The sequence below is a fragment of the Paenarthrobacter sp. NPDC056912 genome (assembly GCF_042786555.1).
In the GTDB taxonomy this organism is placed as follows: Bacteria; Actinomycetota; Actinomycetes; order Actinomycetales; family Micrococcaceae; genus Arthrobacter.
Genome location: NZ_JBHUCD010000001.1, coordinates 398850 through 418060 on the forward strand (window position 1 = coordinate 398850; position 19211 = coordinate 418060).

At 62.2% G+C, this 19211-nt stretch carries 15 protein-coding genes, 1 tRNA gene and 1 pseudogene; 10 read left to right on the forward strand and 7 right to left on the reverse strand.

Annotation, left to right across the window (positions count from 1 at the left end; genetic code table 11):
• The first annotated feature begins 3 nt into the window (after positions 1 to 3).
• Genes ACFRJ9_RS01845 through ACFRJ9_RS01870 form a run of 6 tightly spaced genes read left to right on the forward strand, consistent with a single transcriptional unit; the run spans position 4 to position 7273 of the window.
• Positions 4 to 1893: a dipeptide/oligopeptide/nickel ABC transporter permease/ATP-binding protein gene (locus ACFRJ9_RS01845; RefSeq protein WP_377663786.1), complete on the forward strand. Its 1890-nt coding sequence runs from the start codon at positions 4 to 6 to the stop codon at positions 1891 to 1893.
• Positions 1890 to 2729: an ABC transporter ATP-binding protein gene (locus tag ACFRJ9_RS01850; protein ID WP_377663788.1), complete on the forward strand. Its 840-nt coding sequence runs from the start codon at positions 1890 to 1892 to the stop codon at positions 2727 to 2729. Before ACFRJ9_RS01845 ends, ACFRJ9_RS01850 begins: the two co-directional genes overlap by 4 nt.
• Positions 2726 to 3838, forward strand: coding sequence for an aminotransferase class V-fold PLP-dependent enzyme (locus ACFRJ9_RS01855; protein WP_377663790.1), 1113 nt, complete (start codon positions 2726 to 2728; stop codon positions 3836 to 3838). Before ACFRJ9_RS01850 ends, ACFRJ9_RS01855 begins: the two co-directional genes overlap by 4 nt.
• 14 nt (positions 3839 to 3852) lie before the next feature.
• Entirely contained in the window at positions 3853 to 4269 is a 417-nt protein-coding gene (locus ACFRJ9_RS01860) for a RidA family protein (protein ID WP_377663793.1), read from the forward strand.
• On the forward strand, positions 4266 to 5900 hold the full coding sequence (locus tag ACFRJ9_RS01865) for a hypothetical protein (protein ID WP_377663795.1): 1635 nt from the start codon (positions 4266 to 4268) through the stop codon (positions 5898 to 5900). Before ACFRJ9_RS01860 ends, ACFRJ9_RS01865 begins: the two co-directional genes overlap by 4 nt.
• Positions 5897 to 7273: a hypothetical protein gene (locus ACFRJ9_RS01870; RefSeq protein WP_377663797.1), complete on the forward strand. Its 1377-nt coding sequence runs from the start codon at positions 5897 to 5899 to the stop codon at positions 7271 to 7273. Before ACFRJ9_RS01865 ends, ACFRJ9_RS01870 begins: the two co-directional genes overlap by 4 nt.
• 186 nt (positions 7274 to 7459) lie before the next feature.
• On the opposite strand, the pseudogene ACFRJ9_RS01875 reads toward ACFRJ9_RS01870, so the two are convergent.
• The 3 genes and pseudogenes from ACFRJ9_RS01875 to ACFRJ9_RS01885 all read right to left on the reverse strand — a co-directional run.
• Positions 7460 to 7634, reverse strand: a pseudogene (locus tag ACFRJ9_RS01875) (site-specific integrase); the annotation flags it as partial.
• Between the two features lie 228 nt (positions 7635 to 7862).
• The gene (locus tag ACFRJ9_RS01880) at positions 7863 to 11147 is read right to left on the reverse strand and encodes an N-6 DNA methylase (protein WP_377663800.1); all 3285 of its coding nucleotides are present in this window, start codon (positions 11145 to 11147) and stop codon (positions 7863 to 7865) included.
• A gap of 302 nt (positions 11148 to 11449) precedes the next feature.
• Positions 11450 to 11522 (reverse strand) — tRNA-Thr (locus ACFRJ9_RS01885).
• A gap of 219 nt (positions 11523 to 11741) precedes the next feature.
• On the opposite strand from ACFRJ9_RS01885, the gene ACFRJ9_RS01890 reads away from it, so the two are divergent.
• A complete protein-coding gene (locus ACFRJ9_RS01890; protein WP_377663802.1) occupies positions 11742 to 12473 on the forward strand; it encodes an HAD family hydrolase in 732 nt (243 codons plus the stop codon).
• 13 nt (positions 12474 to 12486) lie between these two features.
• Here ACFRJ9_RS01890 and ACFRJ9_RS01895 read toward each other — a convergent pair whose 3' ends face one another.
• The 3 genes from ACFRJ9_RS01895 to tmk are packed head-to-tail and all read right to left on the reverse strand — an operon-like array spanning position 12487 to position 15889.
• Complete coding sequence (locus ACFRJ9_RS01895) at positions 12487 to 14073, reverse strand: alpha/beta hydrolase (protein ID WP_377663804.1); 1587 nt, start codon at positions 14071 to 14073, stop codon at positions 12487 to 12489.
• A gap of 8 nt (positions 14074 to 14081) precedes the next feature.
• A complete protein-coding gene (locus ACFRJ9_RS01900; RefSeq protein WP_377663806.1) occupies positions 14082 to 15233 on the reverse strand; it encodes a DNA polymerase III subunit delta' in 1152 nt (383 codons plus the stop codon).
• Entirely contained in the window at positions 15230 to 15889 is a 660-nt protein-coding gene (gene tmk, locus ACFRJ9_RS01905) for a dTMP kinase (protein ID WP_377663808.1), read from the reverse strand. Before tmk ends, ACFRJ9_RS01900 begins: the two co-directional genes overlap by 4 nt.
• 85 nt (positions 15890 to 15974) lie before the next feature.
• Here tmk and ACFRJ9_RS01910 point away from each other — a divergent pair, with 85 nt between their 5' ends.
• Both ACFRJ9_RS01910 and ACFRJ9_RS01915 read left to right on the forward strand, forming a co-directional pair.
• Complete coding sequence (locus ACFRJ9_RS01910; RefSeq protein ID WP_377663810.1) at positions 15975 to 17159, forward strand: trans-sulfuration enzyme family protein; 1185 nt, start codon at positions 15975 to 15977, stop codon at positions 17157 to 17159.
• A gap of 10 nt (positions 17160 to 17169) precedes the next feature.
• Entirely contained in the window at positions 17170 to 17511 is a 342-nt protein-coding gene (locus tag ACFRJ9_RS01915) for a DUF2516 family protein (protein ID WP_377663812.1), read from the forward strand.
• Between the two features lie 9 nt (positions 17512 to 17520).
• On the opposite strand, the gene ACFRJ9_RS01920 is transcribed toward ACFRJ9_RS01915, so the two are convergent.
• Positions 17521 to 18348, reverse strand: a complete 828-nt coding sequence (locus tag ACFRJ9_RS01920) for a class I SAM-dependent methyltransferase (RefSeq protein WP_377663814.1) — start codon at positions 18346 to 18348, stop codon at positions 17521 to 17523.
• Positions 18349 to 18434: 86 nt separating this feature from the next.
• On the opposite strand from ACFRJ9_RS01920, the gene ACFRJ9_RS01925 reads away from it, so the two are divergent.
• Positions 18435 to 19181: a phosphoglyceromutase gene (locus tag ACFRJ9_RS01925; RefSeq protein ID WP_377663816.1), complete on the forward strand. Its 747-nt coding sequence runs from the start codon at positions 18435 to 18437 to the stop codon at positions 19179 to 19181.
• Positions 19182 to 19211 lie beyond the last annotated feature (30 nt).

Below are 19211 nucleotides of genomic sequence, written 5' to 3' on the forward strand. Positions count from 1 at the left end.
CCAGTGTCCGAACCCATCGCTCCCGCCCGCCCCAAGAGCTGGCTAGTGGCTACGCTCTCCACACCGGCCGGTATTGCAGGGACCATCATCGTGGTCCTGATTATCTTGACGTCCATCTTTGCGCCGCTCCTCTTCCAGGAGGGCGCCACCACCATCAACGCCTCCCAAGCCCGGCTCGGACCCTCGCTGGCACATCCCTTCGGAACTGACGAGCTCGGCCGGGACATCATGCTTCGTGTGCTGGTGGCCTCTCGGCTCACGTTGGTCCTGTCGCTCTCCGTAGCTTTCATCTCCGGCATCGGGGGGATCACGCTCGGCATTCTTGCCGCTGTGCTCGGACCGGTGGCCAGGCAGATCCTGGTCCAAGTGACCACTGCGATGACGGCTTTCCCCACCATCCTCCTTTCACTCTTGCTCGCTACGCTGCTGGGACGTTCGGGATGGGCCGCAATGCTGGGGCTCGCCATTGCCGGTATCCCGACGGCGGCCCGGCTCACCTTGGGTCTGGCTACTTCGGTAGGCGGGTCCGACGTCGTGGCAAGCGCCAGGGTCATTGGCGTACCAAGCGGCCGGCTTCTCCGGCGGTACATCCTTCCCAACATCATCGAACCGCTCCTGACGATCGTGATCGTGAATCTGGGATCGGCACTGCTGGTCATGTCCGCCTTGAGTTTCCTCGGGGTTGGCGTACAGCCGCCCGAGTTCGACTGGGGACAGATGCTCAGCGGCGCCATCGCCAATGTGTACACGACCCCCATGGCAGCCGTCGGGCCCGCTCTGGCCATTGTGATTTGCGGGATCGGCTTCAGCCTCTTCGGGGAGGCTCTGGCAAAGGGCATCGACCCCAGGAACCGCATTGCCATGGCCGGGCAATTTTCCCGCCGGAGTGCAGGCACCAACAAGGTGGCCACCAGGAAGGCAACGAAGACCGGGACCGCGTCGCGTTCAGGCCGCTACAGTGCTGACGGCAGCGTCCTCGCGATCAACGACCTCCGGGTCGGTACCGTACAAAACGGCGTTCCGAATGAGCTCGTCCATGGCGTTGACCTGGTGGTTCGGCCAGGTGAACGGATCGGAATCGTGGGGGAATCCGGCAGCGGCAAGAGCCTGACCCTTTCTGCGATCGGTTGCTTGCTCCCGGGCTCGGTCACCACCAGTTCAAGCCAGCACGTTTTCCTTGGCGAGAACTTGTCCGGCCGGACGCCCGGAGAAATCCGCAAAGTCCTGGGTTCACGTATTGCCACCGTGTTCCAGGACCCCATGTCCTCGCTGAACCCGGCGCTCACCATCGGTCGGCAGATGTCGGACAAGCTCAGGGCCCACACCTCCTTGAGCTCGGCCGAGATCAAGCGCAAGGTCATCAAAGCGCTGGCAGACGTGCGCATACCGGATCCAGAGCGCCGGTACAAGCAACATCCCCATGAGCTCTCAGGCGGTCAACGCCAACGTGTCATGATTGCGATGGCCACGCTGGGTGACGCCCAGGTCATCCTTGCCGACGAACCAACCACCGCGCTTGACGTTTCCGTGCAGGCCCAGGTCATCGACCTTCTCCTTGCCATCAACCGCGAGCGGGGCACAGCGATTGTCCTCGTCTCCCACGACCTCGCGTTGGTGAGCCAAGCCTGCGAACGCATCGTTGTGATGTACGACGGACGTGTGGTGGAAGAAGGCCCCATGGAGCAAGTCATCGGCAACCCCCGGCATCCCTATACGCGCATGCTGCTCGGGGCGGTGCCGGACCTCTCGGCAGGCACCGACGAACGATTGATGACGGTCACCGACTACTCATGGAATACCGACGCATTCCGCGAAGAGTACGCCAAAGCCATCGATCCCTCCCTGGCCGCACCTTTCGAAGATTCCGTACGACCACAGGAGCACGCCCGATGAGTGAAGGACTACGCGCCACCGACATTTCCGTAAGCTACGGGCACGGTTCGCAGAAGACCACCGCGCTAAATGGCGTCAGCGTGACAATCTCCCCGCAACAGTCCCTGGGCTTGGCCGGAGAATCCGGCAGCGGAAAGTCCACGCTGGCCAGGGTGCTCGTAGGATTGCTGGCCCCGGAGCGCGGGACAGTGACCTGGAACGGCCGGCCCTTGGCTGAGCTACCCCGCCGAGGCCCGGATTCACGGCCCAGGACTGTGCAACTCGTATTCCAGGACCCCGCCGCTTCCCTGAGCCAACGCATGACAGTGGGACAGACCCTGCGAGAAGCATTGGTGGTCAACGACATTCCGGGCGATCACCGCGCAGAAATGCTCAGGCTCCTTGGCCTGGTGGGGCTGGAAGCCCGCGACGCGGACCGGTATCCCTTCCAGTTCTCGGGTGGCCAGCGTCAACGCATCGCCTTGGCCAGGGCCCTGGCGGTACGGCCGGCCGTGCTGTTGTGTGATGAAATCACCAGCGCACTGGACGTCAGCGTTCAAGCCGGAATCTTGAACCTCCTCCGCGATATCCGGCAGGAAACCGGCCTCGCGCTCGCGGTGGTCTCGCACAACCTCGACGTCATCAGGTACCTCTGCGACCACGTGTGCGTCATGCGGGCGGGGGATGTCGTGGAGCATGGCCCAACCGACGAAGTACTTCACGCACCCGCGGATGGCTACACCCGGCAACTGGTGGAGGCGGTGCCTCGTTTCGCGGTACCACCAGGAATCCACCGGCCGCATGTGGCAGAAATGCCCGCGGCGGGCGGACGTGCGTCCAACGGGGTCTCTCCATGACGTCACCGACGTTCGATGAAGCCTCTTTTGTTGCCGAGAACTTTCCGAACAAACCGGCGGAGTCGTACTTGGACACTGCTGCAATCGGGCTCGTGCCGGAGGCCGTCCGGAAAGCACTCAACTCGTACACGGATGCCACCGGGCGGGGGATGCTGGGGTCTTCCGCGTGGCAGCCCGTCACCGCCGGCGCCCACGCCCGGATCGCTGACGAGTTCGGTGTGGCACCGGAGCGGCTCAGCTCCCTCGCCACCACAGGTGAGGCCATGAACGCTACGGCCCGGGCTATTCCGTGGGAGAGCGGCGACGAGATCCTCGTTTTCTCGGACGATTTCCCAACAGTGCACCTTCCATGGCGAAGATTGGGGCAAGGAACCCGGGTGGTGGAGCTGGCGCCGCCGGCCGATGAGGACCGCACCAGTACCATGATCGAAGCGCTCGGCCCGCGCACAAGGGTCGTGTCCATCACCCACGTGCACGCCACCACCGGCTCCTTGGTGGACCTCACAGCTTTGGGCCGAGCGTGTCACAGCAACGGAACACTTCTGGTGGTGGATGGTGCGCAATCGGCCGGTGCTGTGCGCCTGGACCTCGATGAAACTGACGTCTACATTGGCGCCGCCTACAAGTGGCTGCTCGCCGGATTCGGTTTCACCACGGTGGTCACGTCCGCACGATTCACTGACCTCGCCAAGCCGGGCCTGCTCGGCTACGCCAACAGGCCGCCGTCGGGCTCTTTGGTCTACGGACACCGGAACCTGGCCGGCATGTATGCCGTCGGCGCAGCCGCAGAAGTGCGGAGTGCCTTTGGCCTGGACAGGTCCATCCACCGCACCCATCTCCTGGTTGCCCGACTCCACAAGGAGTTGACCGCACTGGATTTCCGTCCTCTGTCGCCTCTTGACCGCTCCGCCGGCATCGTGACTGTCGCTGGCCTTGATGGAGAGAACCTTGCCGGCGCCCTTGGCGACAGGGGCGTTGTGGTGGCGAGCAGGCAAGGCATGCTGCGAATCTCGCCCTACTTCTATACCGCAGACCAGGAACTGGACCGCTTCCTGGACACCTTCTCCGAGCTCGCGCCGAAGTTCCGCGTGGGCCCCGCTACCTCATGACAAGGAAGAACCATATGAGCGCATCAGCCGCTGAAATCGATCACCCAAGTCCACAAGGACCCTACTCAACCACGCTCCGCGCCGGCGGCTTCCTCTTCCTGGCGGGGCAAGGAGCCCTGGACCCGGCCACGGGGTTGCCGGACACGTCGAGCCTGGACGCCGAGGTCCGCCTCACGCTCGGGAATATCGAACGGCTGCTTCACTCCGAGGGATACACCTTGGACCACCTGGTTCAGGTGGTCTGCTATCTGACCAACCTGGAGGATTGGGCAAGGATGAACGAGATCTACGCAGATGTCCTGGGCCCGCGTATTCGCCCCACGAGGACGGCCATTGGCGTCTCCAGCCTCCCCTTCGGTCTCAGTGTGGAAATGACCTGTATCGCCTACCGTGAGGATGCTGCCCTGACCGGGAGCGGAGCTTCCGCATGAGCCGGCTCCCACGTTTCGACCTCCACCTGGCACCAATGGCGGGCGAAGGACTGCACGTGTCCTACCGTGCCGAACTCGCACCCGTGGCCGGCGGGACCGCCTTGCTGCGCATACCCCTCACCATGGTTTCGGTGCCTTTCCCCCCTTATACGGCCGCTGACCTCACCGTCATGGACGACGACGGCGAGCTGGTTCTCGTCGGCGTAGACGAGGAACCCACTCCCATGGGCCAGCATCGCAGCTGGTCGGCAAACCGCGCCACGGTAGGCGCCCTCACTGTTTCCTATTTCGCCCCCGTGCGTCACGTTGATGAGTCCAGCGCGAACGGTCCCCTCTTCGACCTGCGCGGCGAAGACCGCGGAGTCATCGGAAGCGGCATGGGTTTCCTCGTCCTGCCGGTCACCGAGGAAGAATTCGATATTGGCCTGCGCTGGCGATCCAACGGGCATGGGTATGCTGCCGCCGTCTCCAGCCGGGGAGAAGGGGACCAAACGTGGAAGGGCCGGCTCGAAACGTTGGCATTTTGTACTTTCGCCGCCGGCGACCTGAGGAGGTATCCGGCATGGCATGGTGATGACCCAAGCAAGGGGCCTGTTCCGGACCTTGCCATGTACTGGCTTTCGGACCCTCCGTTCGATACTGACGCCGTTGGCAGCTACATTGCCTCCAGCTATGCGAACATGGCCACGTTCTTCCAAGAAGAGGAGCGCAATTACAGAGTGTTCATCCGGGCCAATCCCTTCAAAGGGACCGGAGGTACGGCCATGCCCCAGTCATTCACTTTCGGCTATAACAGGCATGGCAGCGTAGACGCCGAGGAGCTCCGGACCCTGCTGTCCCACGAAATGGCCCACAATTGGCCCAAGCTCGACGGTGAGCACGGCGATACGGCGTGGTACTCGGAAGGGACAGCCGAATACTATTCGTTGCTGCTTCAATACAGGGGAGGGGCCCTCGATGTCGCCACCCTGGTGCACGAACTGAACTCGCGTACGTCCGGCTACTTGACCAACCCCCTGCACGTGGTGAACAACCGGGAAGCCGCGGAGCAGTTCTGGCAGGACAGCCGCGCCCAACGGATCCCCTATGGCCGCGGCCTGCTCTACCTCATTGCCGTGGATGGCAGGATTCGGCTGGCGAGCGACGGCAGGAAGTGTCTTGACGACGTCGTGCTGGATATCCTTCGGACCCAGCGGAACGGTGGAACCGTGACGCTGGACGGTTGGGTGGAGCGCGTCGCCGCGCACATCGGACCTGACGCGCGGGCGATGTTCGAGCACATGGTTTCCGGCGCGGACATCGAGATCCCGGGAACTGCCTTCGACGGCGCGGTTGCCGCCACGGCAACGCTCGAACACACATTGGAGCTGGGGTTCGACCATGCTTCGTTCAAACTCACACCACGCGTGGTCCGTGGCCTGGACGCAAGCTCAGCAGCGGCGTCGGCCGGCTTGCGGGAGGGCGATGCCCTCCGCACAGCCGGTGTCCCGACGACGGTCATGAACCACAACGACGCAGAGTTGGAGCTGGACATCATCCGCGACGGCGAAACCCTCACCGTACGTTTCTGGCCGAGGGGACACAAAGTACCTTCCCTCCGTTGGGCGGCCACAGGACAGGCGCAACCATGACGCATCAGCAGTCCACGACAATCGGCGGACACCGCATCGACTATGAGGCCAAATGGCATTCGCTCCGGCTGGACAGCGCGGGAACCACAATTTCCGCCACGTCCTACGTCGCGAACGGCACCGCTTTTACTCCGGCGTCGCGACCTGTGGCCTTCGTCTTCAATGGCGGCCCTGGCGCCTCCTCCTCGCCGCTGCATTTCACTGCTTTTGGTCCGCGGATCCTGCCCTCCGCAGGTCCGGCCTACTGGACCGAAAGCGAAATGCTGCCCAATGAAGCAAGCCTGCTGGACGTCAGTGACCTCGTCTTCGTGGACCCGGTGGGGACCGGATTCAACCGCACCGAAGAACCCGGCGCCGATGCTCAGTACCTGAGCATCGAGGGCGACGCCGGCGCTGCCGAGCGGTTCATCAGGTACTGGCTCCAGGAGAACAAAAGGGAAGACTCGCCACTTATACTGGTCGGTCAAAGCTACGGTGGACTCCGGGTGGCTACGCTCGGTCCGCAGCTCGTGGACCTTCGCCTGGATCGCATTGTCCTGATTTCACCGCTCCTGGACGTCAGCGCAAGCTCCAATGCCGTGGGCAACGACCTTCGCTTCATTTTCGATCTTCCCACCATGGCCCTGACGGAGTGGCACCACGGCCTGGCCGACTCTGCCGAAGGTGACGGCAAGGACCCGGCGAAAGTCTGGGAGAGCGCACGTGTCTTTGCCCAAGGCGAGTACGCTGCAGCCCTGCAGTTGGGCTCCGACCTGGATGAATCCCGGACACATGTCATCGCCAAGGAGCTTTCCCGTTTGCTCGGGGTGACCGAAAAAGAAGCGATTGACGCCAAGCTCCGGATTGACAGTGAGCAGTTCCTTCAGGGCTCGTTGCGCCACGGTGGTTTGCTGGTGGGCCGGCTGGACACGCGAGTAACAGGGCCGATCCCGCCGCCGTTGGTCGGTGACCGGCCGCCCGCTGCGGACGACCCCTCGCTTGGCATCGGGCGTTCGAACGTTGTGACGTCAGCGGCCATCGGTACCTACCTTCGTGACGTCGTCCAGGCCCCGGTGGGAGACACCGAGTACCGCTCATTGAATCTTGAACTGAACTTCCGATTCGACTGGCGTCCGGATGGAATCCGGCAAGACTTCTACCGCAATCCAACAACCCGGCTGGCAGAACTTCTCCGGCAGCGCCCCGAAGCGCAGATTACGGTTGTTGGAGGCCTGTTCGATCTCTCCACGCCGTGGCTGGCCGTCAGGTACGCGCTCGCCCATGCAGGCCTCGACGGTGAACGGTTGCACCTTGTTCCGCTCGCCGGAGGCCACTCCATAGAGCGCACCGAGCTGGCATCAGTGTCCGCCCGGCTGCGGCGTTTCCTGGCCTAGCAGCTGGTCCCCCAAGAGGGGCCCGGGAAGAAAACACAAGAACCCCCGGAAATCCTTGGATTTCCGGGGGTTCCTTTACCGAGCTTCCTATCAGAATCGAACTGATGACCTTTTCATTACGAGTGATAGTTCTTTGAGCCTAGATTGGGGCTAAGCAGTGGCTCTTGGTGACGAAAAAGTGACGAACTATTTCCAGCCCAAGCCAGACAGAGCATCGTTCAAGCGCCCAGCGCTGTCAATTAGATCGTGGGTCAAATAGTCCCGCATACGTGTCCAGGGTCATTGCCGCACTTGCGTGTCCGGCAATGCGCTGAACCACCTTGACATTAGCGCCAGAACTGATCGCCAGGCTCACTGCGGTCTGACACCGGCCACGGACCACTCGGACACTCAAGGGCTGCAAAGACCAGGCTAAGGCGTTGCTGGTGGCGGCACGGGCCGACGGCCCGCGCTCTCCTGCACTGCCTTGCATGACCTCCAGGACAGCATGGGCCATGCTGACCCTCGCACCACACGAAGGTACGACCGTCCCGCCACACGCCTGCAAAAGCCGATGGTTACGACGCAGCGCGGGCCTTGGGTTAGATCCTCACCATAGTTGCGCTCTGAGCTTGGCCTGCTTCTCTTCCAGACTGAGGGCGGAATCCTCGAAAACTTCCATAAAGCCGCGAAGTCCTTGAGCCGAAAGCACTGGGATGTCCAGTTGAGCGAGGTACTTACTGTTCAGACTCTTGCCAATCTTCTTGCTGCCGCTATCGCCGTGCTGGAGGATGTCCTCGGGGAAGAGCGTAAACAGGGCATTCAGATATTCCGGAGTGACGTGTACGTCGTCGTCCGTAGCGGGAGCAGTCCACTTGTCGTAAATGACTAGGCCCGCGATGGCTTCATTTGTGTACAGGTCTTTTCCAGCGATGGCCGTTGCGCCGATCGTGAGTTTGAAGCTGACCAGGGTTGTACCGGAAGGTATCAATTTCACGTTCGAATTGGCCGCACCGTCGTCGGTGATCATCTTGGCCGACGACGAGATAATGCCGCCCTTCTTCAGATCAGCAACGCTGACCCATACATTTGTTCCATTCTTGTAGTACTTCGGCTTTTGGGTGGATGGGGTCCCGCCGATGACGATTTTGGCAAGGCGTCCCAGCTTATCTGTGGCGGCAGAATACTGCTCACGAACGGCGCGCTTCGAGGTCCTCAAAACAGCTTGGAAGGGAAGCGCGGTGAAGTCGATAAGGTCCCATAGGGGGACAATGGCTGTGTGGCTTTGCAGTGCTTCCGGTACTTCCTCGCCCAGATCGCCTAGGAAGTTGCTCCGCACCAGGCCGCTCACCCTTGCAGGGTTTGTCCTGTTTTCTTGATCGAGAAGTGGACTGTCGATCACGTCAGTCCCGGATAGGTACATCATCCCTTCGTGGCGACTACGGTCGCTGAATCTGTATCCGAGGAACGCCTCTTGCTCGGCTTTGGGCTCGGGAGCAATGGTTGTCACAACCTGCTGACCTGCTGCTAACACCCAAAACTTGAGACGGTCCTTTTCGGATGCTTGTACGAAGGACCTAAACTCTTTAAGCTCCAGTAGCTGCCGCAGTTCTTCCGGCGCCGCTTTGTAGTCTTTAGTCGTTTTGAGCTTCTTTAGTACGCTGCTCTTCTCGAAGGCAAAGTCGTAGTCCTTTACAAAGCTGTACTGATCATGGTCGTAAGGCTTATCGAGGATGGCTAGATAGGCTTCCAAGGACTCCACGCCTACCACTTGACGTGCATACTGGAGGAACACATCAGTGCGGCCGCCGTGCTTCTGATCTTCCTTGTCCCTCATGAAATTTTCAACCGAGGCGGAGGCAAGCGCGGCAGCGTCGTTAGCACGCTTGCGTAGGAACAGGCAGCTCGTGGGTGTGCCAGTGGCCATGAAGGTCAGGCCACCGAAAGCGGTAATCCCAATCACTTCAAACTCTTCCAGAAGTATGCGGCGTGCATCCGTTTCCACTCCATTGTTGGAAAGTAGGGATGTTGGAAAAATCACACCCGCAACGCCACCAACCTTGAGGAGCTGTGACGTTCTTTCGAGGAACAGGCACTCGATCTCGTCGGACTCATTAGTCAGGCGGGACGCGAGCTGGAACGAGCGAGTGATGTCTTCCGTCATCATTTTGCACTGGCTTACCGAGAACGGTGGATTGGCCATGACTGCGTCGAAGACTTGGTTGCTCCGGTCGGAGCGCATGATCGAGCCGTCCCGTTTATGTAATAGCCCTTGATGGCCGACGTAGTCAGGGTCGGTTTTGAAGCTCCCCAAACCATCCGCGCAAATGACGTTGGCGAGCCCGTCGCCGTTCAAGAAGCAACTGACCTTTGCTGTCTTTGCCAGACGATAATCCTTCTCTACACCGTAGACAAACTCTCTCGCCCAGGCATAGTCGTGCGCCCAACTCTGCAAGTTTGATGACTGGGACCTGTTCAGGCCAGCGTCGTTCCTCGTACGTAGATCTTGCACGATTTCATCAATCCGGTCCATGCCCTCTGTTAGAAAGTGCCCACTTCCAGACGCATAGTCGATGACGTGTGGCAGGAACTTCTGCTCACCTGCTGCCACCTTGTTCTTTACGATTTGCTCGTAGGGCAGGCTGTCACAGATGAAGCGAGCGATTGGGATGGGAGTAAAGAACTGCCCCGACTCCTGCTTCACGCTGGTATTCAGAAGGCGTTCGAAGAAGTTCCCCATGAACGGATGCTTGTGGGCGTACCGCAGACGAAATTTCTGGAGGAGGCGAACGACATCCCTGACGATGTCGGCGTTCTTCTGGAACGACCGCTCGTCGTATATCTCGATGAAGTTGAAGTTGTTGTCTTTGTACAGGCGTACTTTGGAAAAGATGGCCTGTAGCTGTCCCTGCTGTTCGGGGGTGAGGTTTTCGATGGTGCTCTGAAGTCCTTCCGAACTCAGATCAGCGACATCCAACTCCAGGTACTGTTTCAATCCCTTTTGGTAGAGATCATTCAGCCGGTTCAGCACAGTTAGTGCTGCCTCCTGTCCGCCCCACTGAAAGTCGAGAAATTCTGAACCCCGTTTCTCCTCGTCGTTCACCTTGCAGATGAAGAGATTGAAGATTTTGTTGAAAGCGTTGGGCTTGTCGGAGACGGTGTGCCTGCGAAGAATCTCGGCGAAAGCGTTGAAGATGCGGCCGCCATCGGCCTCTGACATATCGCGAAGGTCGGAAACACGCAGGCGAGTCTCAATGCGTTCGTAGGGAAGGGCATCAAAGAGGCCAGTGGTGAATGTCTCACGAGTCCACGACGCGTATGCCTGCTGAAGATTCGAGCCGGTTATGCCGACAGTGTCAACGGCCTCATATTCGGCACGTGCTCCCGTTGCGTCGATCGTCGAGGTGTAGACGGCGAAGACGCGTGTATCGCGCTCCTGAATGAAGTAAGAGAACACCTGCCCGCCGTTTGGCTGGAGCAGCTTCTCTCGTTCCTTGACATATTCGTCGCCTGAAGTTTTGCACTCGATGAGCATGTACGACTTGTTGTGTTGGTCGAGGACCTGTATGTCAAGGAACTTGTCGTTATGGCCGACCTTGTACGCTTTCTCCAGAACCAAGGACTTAGGGGCATAGCCCTGAACCAACAGACGATCGACACACTCCAGGACAACTAGCGACTCCGCCTGTCCCAAGTTGGATGTCGTCTTTCTTTCGACATGAATGTCCGGGCCGTAGTCGATGACTGCCGGAATCTTGCTGAAGTCAACTGACACCACGTAGCCCTGACCGTAAATCTTGGACACGACACCGTTCTCTTCGCCTCTGAATCCAATTGCGCAAAGCTGGCCGTAGGCAGTCGACGCAACGGGCGTTGTGAGATCGGTGGCGGGCATAAGAGAGTCCTCGTATTTCCTTTTGGGAAGCGCGCAGTCGCAGCAGGTAACGTCACCGACCTGCCTGACTGCAAGATTGCGCAGGGATGTAATCAGGACTCATGGTACCGAACGCGAGGCCAAGGACTGGCCAGAGGCACACCAGCTCAACCTAGCCAGTTTTTAGACGAGGAAGGGGTGACGAAAAAGTGACGAACACGCCGGGAAAAGACAGGAAAAGCGGGGAATGCCTAAGATTCCCCGCTCGTCCACAAGCCAGCGAAAACCCCCCAGAAACCTTGGTTTCTAGGGGGTTTGTCCCGAGCTTCCTATCAGAATCGAACTGATGACCTTTTCATTACGAGTGAAACGCTCTACCGACTGAGCTAAGGAAGCACCGCGTCCATCACCGGTTTCCCGGCCGATCACGCAAGACATAACTGTAATAGAGGCACCGCGCCCGGGTCAAAACGAGAGCGGGCACGGCCGTTGCAGGGATGTTCACCCGGACGTCGGACCGGGTTCAGGCGGCCGTTTCCCTGCCGCCGGAAGCTGGGGAATCAACCATGGCAGGTTGGATGGGGCCACGGAAAAACCAGTCGAAGGAGCCACGCAATGACCGGGGACGCAATGAACAGGGACACCAGCCACAAACCGCATCGGCTGCGGCTTGCGGTGGTGGACATGGTGGGCACCACCATCACCGACGATGGCCGCACTGAGCGGGCCATGTCCCGGTCCCTTGCCGAACACGGCGTTGAACCGGGCAGCGCCCGCTTTGAAAGCATGCTCGGCTACGCACGGGACACCATGGGTTTCTCGAAGATGACCGTCTTCAGCCACCTTTTCGACGACGCCGCTGTGGCCGAAAGCGCCAACAAAACCTTCGAGAAGGCCTACGACGAACTGATTGACGACGGCGGTGTGCGCGCCATTCCCGGGGCCGAGGACGCCATTTTGTGGATGCGGGAGTCCGGCATGCAGGTTTGCCTGGCCACTGGCTTCGGCCGCCACACACAGAACATGGTGCTGGAATCGTTGGGGTGGATGGGCTTGGCGGACCTCAGCTTGTGCCCGGCCGATGCCGGACGCGGACGGCCCTACCCGGACATGATCCTGACGGCGGTGCTCGCCCTGGACCTCGATGACGTCCGTGAGGTAGCAGTAGTGGGGGATACCAGTTCGGACATGGTGTCCGGTGTCCGCTCGGGGGCGTCCCTGATCGCCGGTGTGCTGACCGGTTCACACTCCGAGGCCACGCTGCGCGCAGCCGGTGCCACGGTCGTCGTCGACTCCATCAAGCAGCTCCCGCTCTTGGTGGAAAAGCGCGAAGCCAGGCACCTTTAGCGGCGCGAACCGCCTAGCACTTGAGGCCGTCCTGCGGCAGCTTGCCGTCAACAAAATAGTTGTCGACGGCGGCGCTGACGCATGAGTTCGAGCGGCCGTAGGCTGTGTGTCCTTCGCCTTCCCACGTGACCAGCGAAGCATTCTCAAGCTGTTTCCGCAGCGACTCAGCCCATTCCAGGGGAGTGGCGGGATCGCCGGTGGTGCCGACCACCACGATCGGGGCCGAGCCGGTGTAGTCAACGGACGCCGGGGTGCGGGTGTTCTTGTAGGGCCAGTCCTTGCAGGTGACCCCACCATAGGCAAAGAAGGCACCAAACGTCGGTGAGTCCTGCAACAGGCGGGCTTCCTCCGCGCGCATTCCGGCGGTGTCCGTGACCATGGGGTAGTCGAGGCAGTTGATGGCCTGGAACGCGAATGCGGAGTTGGAGCTGTACGTGCCGTTGGCCTCGCGGTCCGCCCCGAGGTCCGCTATGCGCATCATCTGGGATACGTCGCCGGAGAAGGCGCTGTCCAGTGCCTGGGTCAGTGCAGGCCAGCTCTGGTTGTCGTAGAGGGGCAGGATGATCCCGTTGACGAAGTCGTTGCCGGTCACCAGCCGGCCATCCTTGGCTGTCTGGGGATTCTGGTCCACGGCGTTGATGAGTTCCCTGATTTCCTGCACGCCATTGTCCACGGACCCGCTCAAGGGACATGAATTCTGTTGGAGGCAGTCAGCTACATACGTGCGGATGGCCCGCTCGAACGCCCGGGCCTGGCCGGCCGTCAGTTCTTCGTTGCTGATGGACGGGTCAACAGCACCGTCCAGGACCAACCGGCCCACGTTGTCCGGGAACAGGGCCGCGTAGGTGGAGCCCAGGAAGGTTCCGTAGGAGAAGCCCAGGTAGTTGAGCTTGGCGTCGTTCACCACGGCGCGCAGTACATCCAGGTCCTTGGCGGCGCTCACGGTGTCGATGTGTCCCAGGACCTCGCCGGTCTGCTGGGCACATTGCTCGGCGGCTGATTTATTGAACGCCAGGGCTGCTGCCAGGCCTTCGTCCGTGTTTTTCCGGAACACCTTCTCACGTGCGGCATCACGCTCGGCGTCGGACATGCACTTGACCGGGGATGAGCGCTTCACACCGCGGGGGTCGAAGCCCACAAGATCATAGTTGGACCGCAGCTTTTGGGTGAAGTGGGTGTTGGCGGCGTCCTTGACGAAGTCCACGCCGGAACCACCCGGGCCGCCCGGGTTGACCAGGATGGACCCCTGCTTCTTACCCGTGGTGGGCAGCCTGATGGCGGACAGGGTGATTTCCCCTGAACCCGGGTTGCCGTAGTCCTTGGGGACCTGGACTTCGCCACATTGGAAGCCGTTCTCGCAAGAACTCCATTCCACGGTCTGCGAGTAGAACTTCTCAAGGCCTTTGGGGGCCGAGGCAGCAATAGAGGGATCAACCGTGCTGGTGGTGGTGGGTTTCGCGGTGGGCGTCGGCAGGAACGGAAGGGAGCATGCGCTCAGCACCAGCATGGAGGCCAGTGCCACGCACAGGGCCGCGAATCCGCGACGGGCAGACCGGTCCCTTGACGGGTTACCGGCGGGCCGGCGTGGTGCGGACTTCATGGATTCTCCTATTGCTGGATGAGGCTCGTAGCCATGGACTCGACCGCCAACAGCGGGGCCACGTTGGTGGTGGTGATACGGACACGGGCCTTGTTGATGGCATCCATGCGGGCAAGGGTGGTTTCCGGGGTTGAATGGCCTGCGTACTCAACGAGCTCGTTCTTGAGCTCAACGTTGACCAGCTCCACGGCGTTCCCCAACTGGATGATCAGCACGTCGCGGTAGAAGGACAGCAGATCGGTCAGTGTCCGGTCCAGCGAATCGGTGATGGAGCGCTTGGCTCGCCTCTTTTGGTCGTCCTCAAGCTGTTTCACCTGACTGCGCATGGAGGGCGGCAGGGTGCCGGACTCAGGCGCGCCAAGGCTGGCCAGGAGGGCGATCTTTTCGGCGGCATCGCGCTCGTCATTGGAGCTGTTGGCCTCTTCGGTGGCGATCTTGACTAGTTTCTCTGCCATCATCACTGCGGCGGTGACGCCGCGGAGGCCCAACGGGATCCTTACGGTTGCGGTGCGTCGTTCCCGGGCATCCGCGTCGCGGGCCAGCCGACGGGCTATGCCGATGTGGCTCTGCGCTGCCCTTGCGGCCCGGTCCGCGAGTTGGCGGTCCACGCCGTCGCGCCGTACCAAGAGGTCAGCGACGTCGGAGGCCGGCGGAAGCCGCAGGCTCACCGGACGGCAGCGCGACCTGATAGTGACAAGGACGTCCGCGGGTGAAGGTGCGCACAGCATCCAGATGGTGCGGGGAGTAGGTTCCTCGATGGCCTTCAACAGAACGTTGGTGGTTCGCTCCGCCATGCGGTCCGCGTCCTCCACCACGATGATCCGCCACCGGCCGGTGGCCGGCCGGTCGCCTGCCTTGGACACCAGGCTGCGGGCTTCATCGATGGTGATGGTGACCTTCTCGGTCCGCACGAAAGTAACGTCGGAATGGGTCTCGCCCAGGATCGTATGACAGGCAGCGCACTGACCGCAGCCGCGCTGGGTGACGTCCTCCTGCTCGCAGTTCAACGCCGCCGCGAAGGCTTTGGCGGCGTTGGAGCGGCCCGATCCCGGGGGACCGGTGAAGAGCCAAGCATGCGTGAGGCCGGTTTCGCCTTGGGCCGCTTGCTTGAGCTGCGCGACCACCGGTGCCTGCCCTTGGAGGTCATCCCAGACACTCACGGCCGGGTGCCCGCAATGCGTTGGCCGAGCAGTGACTCCACGCGCTCCAGGATCCGCGCTGCCAGAGTCTCAATGTCATCATTGGCCGGCAGGACGAGGTAGCTGGAGGGGGCAGCCTCTGCGAGGTCCAGGAAGGCATGCCGGATGGCGGAATGAAAAGCGTCCGGCTCGGATTCCAACCGGTCCTCCGTGGCATCTCCGGCCGTCCGGCGCTGGCGGCCGTCGGAGGGATCGACGTCGAGCAGTACTGTCAGGTTTGGCTGCAGGCCCTCAGTGGCCCATTCATTAAGGGACAGGACACCCTCTGCCCCCAAGCCGCGGCCGGCGCCCTGGTAGGCAACGGACGAGTCGATGTACCGATCGGTGATGACCACGGTTCCCGCTGCCAGCGCCGGACGGATGACCTGGCTGGCGTGGGCGGCTCGGGCGGCAGCAAACATCAGGGCTTCGGTGCGGGCGTCGATAGTGCCGTGGCCATGGTCCAAAACAAGGAAGCGCAGTTTCTCGCCGATGGGGGTGCCGCCGGGTTCACGGGTGCGCAGCACGGACAGGCCCCGCGACTCAAGGGCGTCAGAGAGCCGGGCGGCCTGGGTGGACTTCCCCGCTCCGTCCCCGCCTTCGAAGGCGATGAAAAGACCTGGGCTCTGAATACTCACTCGTCTAGCCTACCGAGCATCCCTGACATCGAAAGCGCGTGTAATGCCTTTCATCCACAGGCACGCCCGCCGCTACGCTGAAACCATGAGCCTTTCCGATCAGCACGCCGCCGAATTGTCCCCGGAAACCGTTGTGGTGGCGGCCGGCCGGCCAGCCCGTGCCCACGACGAGCCGGTCAACCCGCCCATCGTCCTGTCCTCCACATACTTTGGCACGGGCTCGCTGGGCGACGGCGACCGCGGCTACGGGCGCTACTCGAACCCCACGTGGGACCCGTTCGAGGACGCCCTCGCCAAGTTGGAAGGCGCCACACTCCCGGGCCTCCTTTACGCCTCGGGTCTTGCGGCAGTCAGCTCGGCGCTCTCGTTGGTGCCGGCAGGTGGCGTTGTGGTCATGCCCTCGCACAGCTACGCCGGTTCCTTGGTCATGGCTACGGAACTGGCGGAGAAGGGCTTCCTGGAGCTGCGTACCGTTGACATCGCGGACACGGATGCAGTGAAGGCCCTGCTGGACCCGGCCGACGGCCGGAAGGCGGACCTGCTCTGGCTGGAAAGCCCCACCAACCCCATGCTGGGCATCGCCGATGTGCGCGCCCTCACCGATGCCGCGCACGCCGTCGGCGCGATTGTCGTCACGGACAACACCTTCTCCACGCCATTGGTGCAGCAGCCCCTGAGCCTGGGGTCCGACGTCGTTCTCCACTCGGTGACCAAGTACCTGGCCGGCCATTCCGACGTCGTACTCGGCGCCTTGGTGACGTCCAATCCCGAGCTGCGGGCCACGCTCCTGCACCACCGCATCATCCATGGCGGGATCGCCGGTCCGTTCGAGGCGTGGCTTGCCCTGCGCGGGTTGCGCACCCTGGCATTGCGGATCGAGCGCTCGCAGGCCTCGGCAGCCACGCTCGCCGAGCGGCTCAGCACCCACCCCCGGGTGGAAGGCATCCGCTACCCGGGGCTCCCCACAGATCCCGGTCACGAGCGCGCGAAAGTGCAGATGAAGGGATTCGGCTCCATCCTCTGCATCCAGATCGCCGGCGACGAAAGCCGCAGCGGCGCCGAGACCGCTGACGAATTGGTCCGCGCGCTGCAGCTCTGGCTGCCGGCAACGTCCTTGGGCGGGGTTGAGTCCCTGATTGAACGTCGACGCCGGCACACGGCAGAACCGCTCAGCGTCCCGGAGAACCTGGTCCGCTTGAGCGTCGGAATCGAGAACGTGGAAGACCTTTGGTCCGACCTTGAGCAAGCGCTGAAGTCGTTGGACGGCTAGGCTAAAGGTCGTGGACGGAAAACTCTTGATTTCGTACGTTAACTACGGGGTATACCTCATCTTCGGCTGGGTGGCCCTTGCCCTGGAACTGTGGGCCTTCGCGGACTGCCTACGCCACCGGCCAACACTGTTTGTGGCCGCTTCCAAGCGCACCAAGACGTTTTGGCTCGCGCTGACCGGCGTTGCCTTTGCGATCGGTGCGCTCACAGTGTTCACCGGCGGCAACGGCCTTGGGCTGTTCGGCATTGCCGCAGTCACGGCTGCCTGCGTCTACCTTGCCGATGTCCGTCCCGCCTTGCGCGAAGCGGGCAGCGGTGGCAACCGCAACGTGGGTCCCTACGGCCCCTGGTAAACAGCACCATCAGGCATGGCGGGGCGCAACCGCTTCCCACGCCACGGTAACTTCACCCAGTCGCCACCGCGCAGGCCCGTCCTGGAGCGGCCATCCGGCGTCGCGCAGTGATCGGCACATGCCGGTCCAACGCTGCCGGTTCCCGAACGACGCCAATGGCGCCGCCTCCAGCCACGCCTTGTCCATGGCTTGCAGGAACGCGTGGATCGCTTCGCCCGGCACGTTCCGGTGGATCAGTGCTTTGGGCAGCCGTTCGGCAACTTCGGAGGGCAACTCGAAGCTGCCGAACCGGACAGAGAAACTCAGGCTCAAGGGCCGCTCGGGGTCCAGCGCCACCCAGGTGACGCGCCGGCCGATTTCGTCGCAGGTGCCGTCAATGAAGAGCCCTCCCGGAGCCAACCGCGATTGCACCAGGCCCCAGATCCCTTGAACGTCCGCTTCCTCGTACTGCCGCAGCACGTTGAAGGCGCGGACCAGCACGGGATTTCCGGGCACCGGCACCTCGAAACCGCCCACGCGGAAGCTCAGCCCGGGCCGTTCAAGGGCCTTTGCGGTCCGCACACGCTCGGGCTCAATCTCGATTCCACAAACACGTACGTCGGGCCGCACGGCTTGCAGCCGTTCAAAAAGTTCGACGGCGGTAGTGGGCGAGGCACCATAGCCCAGGTCAACCACAAGAGGGTCGACGGCGGTGCGCAGCCGCCACGCCTGCGGTCCGGCAAGCCACCGGTCCAAGCGGCGCATCCGGTTGGGGTTGGTGGTGCCGCGGGTAATGTTGCCAACCGGCTTGCCGCCCCGACTCCGGGGAGAGCCCACCCGTTCCGCTTTTTGCACCACGGCCCCACTTTATCGCCGTACCTGCGCGTGCGTTGCCGAACGTAACGCCCGGCGGCGCACCGGACCGCTCGGCTAGGATGAAAACCATGACTTACAAGCTGATTCTGCTGCGCCACGGCCACAGCGACTGGAACGCCAAGAACCTGTTCACCGGTTGGGTGGACGTAGACCTGAACGACCAAGGCCGCGAAGAAGCAGTGCGCGGCGGGGAACTCCTGGTTGAGAACAACATCCTCCCGGACGTCCTCTACACCTCGCTCCTGAAGCGCGCCATCAACACCGCCAACATGGCCCTGGACAAGGCCGACCGCGGCTGGATCCCGGTCAAGCGCGACTGGCGCCTCAATGAGCGCCACTACGGCGCCCTCCAGGGCAAGGACAAGGCCCAGACCCTCGCCGAGTTCGGCGAAGAGCAGTTCATGGAATGGCGCCGCAGCTACGACACCCCGCCGCCGCCCCTGTCCGACGACAGCGAATTCTCCCAGGCACACGACCCCCGCTACTCGGACCTCGGCGACGCCCTGCCGCGCACCGAGTGCCTCAAGGACGTCCTGGTACGCCTGCTCCCTTACTGGGAATCGGACATCAAGGAAGACCTCAAGGCCGGCAAGACCGTCTTGGTCACCGCCCACGGCAACTCCCTGCGCGCCCTGGTCAAGCACCTGGACGGTATCAGCGACGACGCCATTGCTTCCCTGAACATCCCCACGGGCATCCCGCTGGTGTACGAACTGGATGAAGACTTCCAGCCGATCAACGCCGGCGGAACCTACCTGGATCCCGAGGCAGCAGCCCAGGCGATCCTCGCGGTAGCGAACCAGGGCAAGAAATAGTCAAACGACGGCGGCCGGTCACCAATGGTG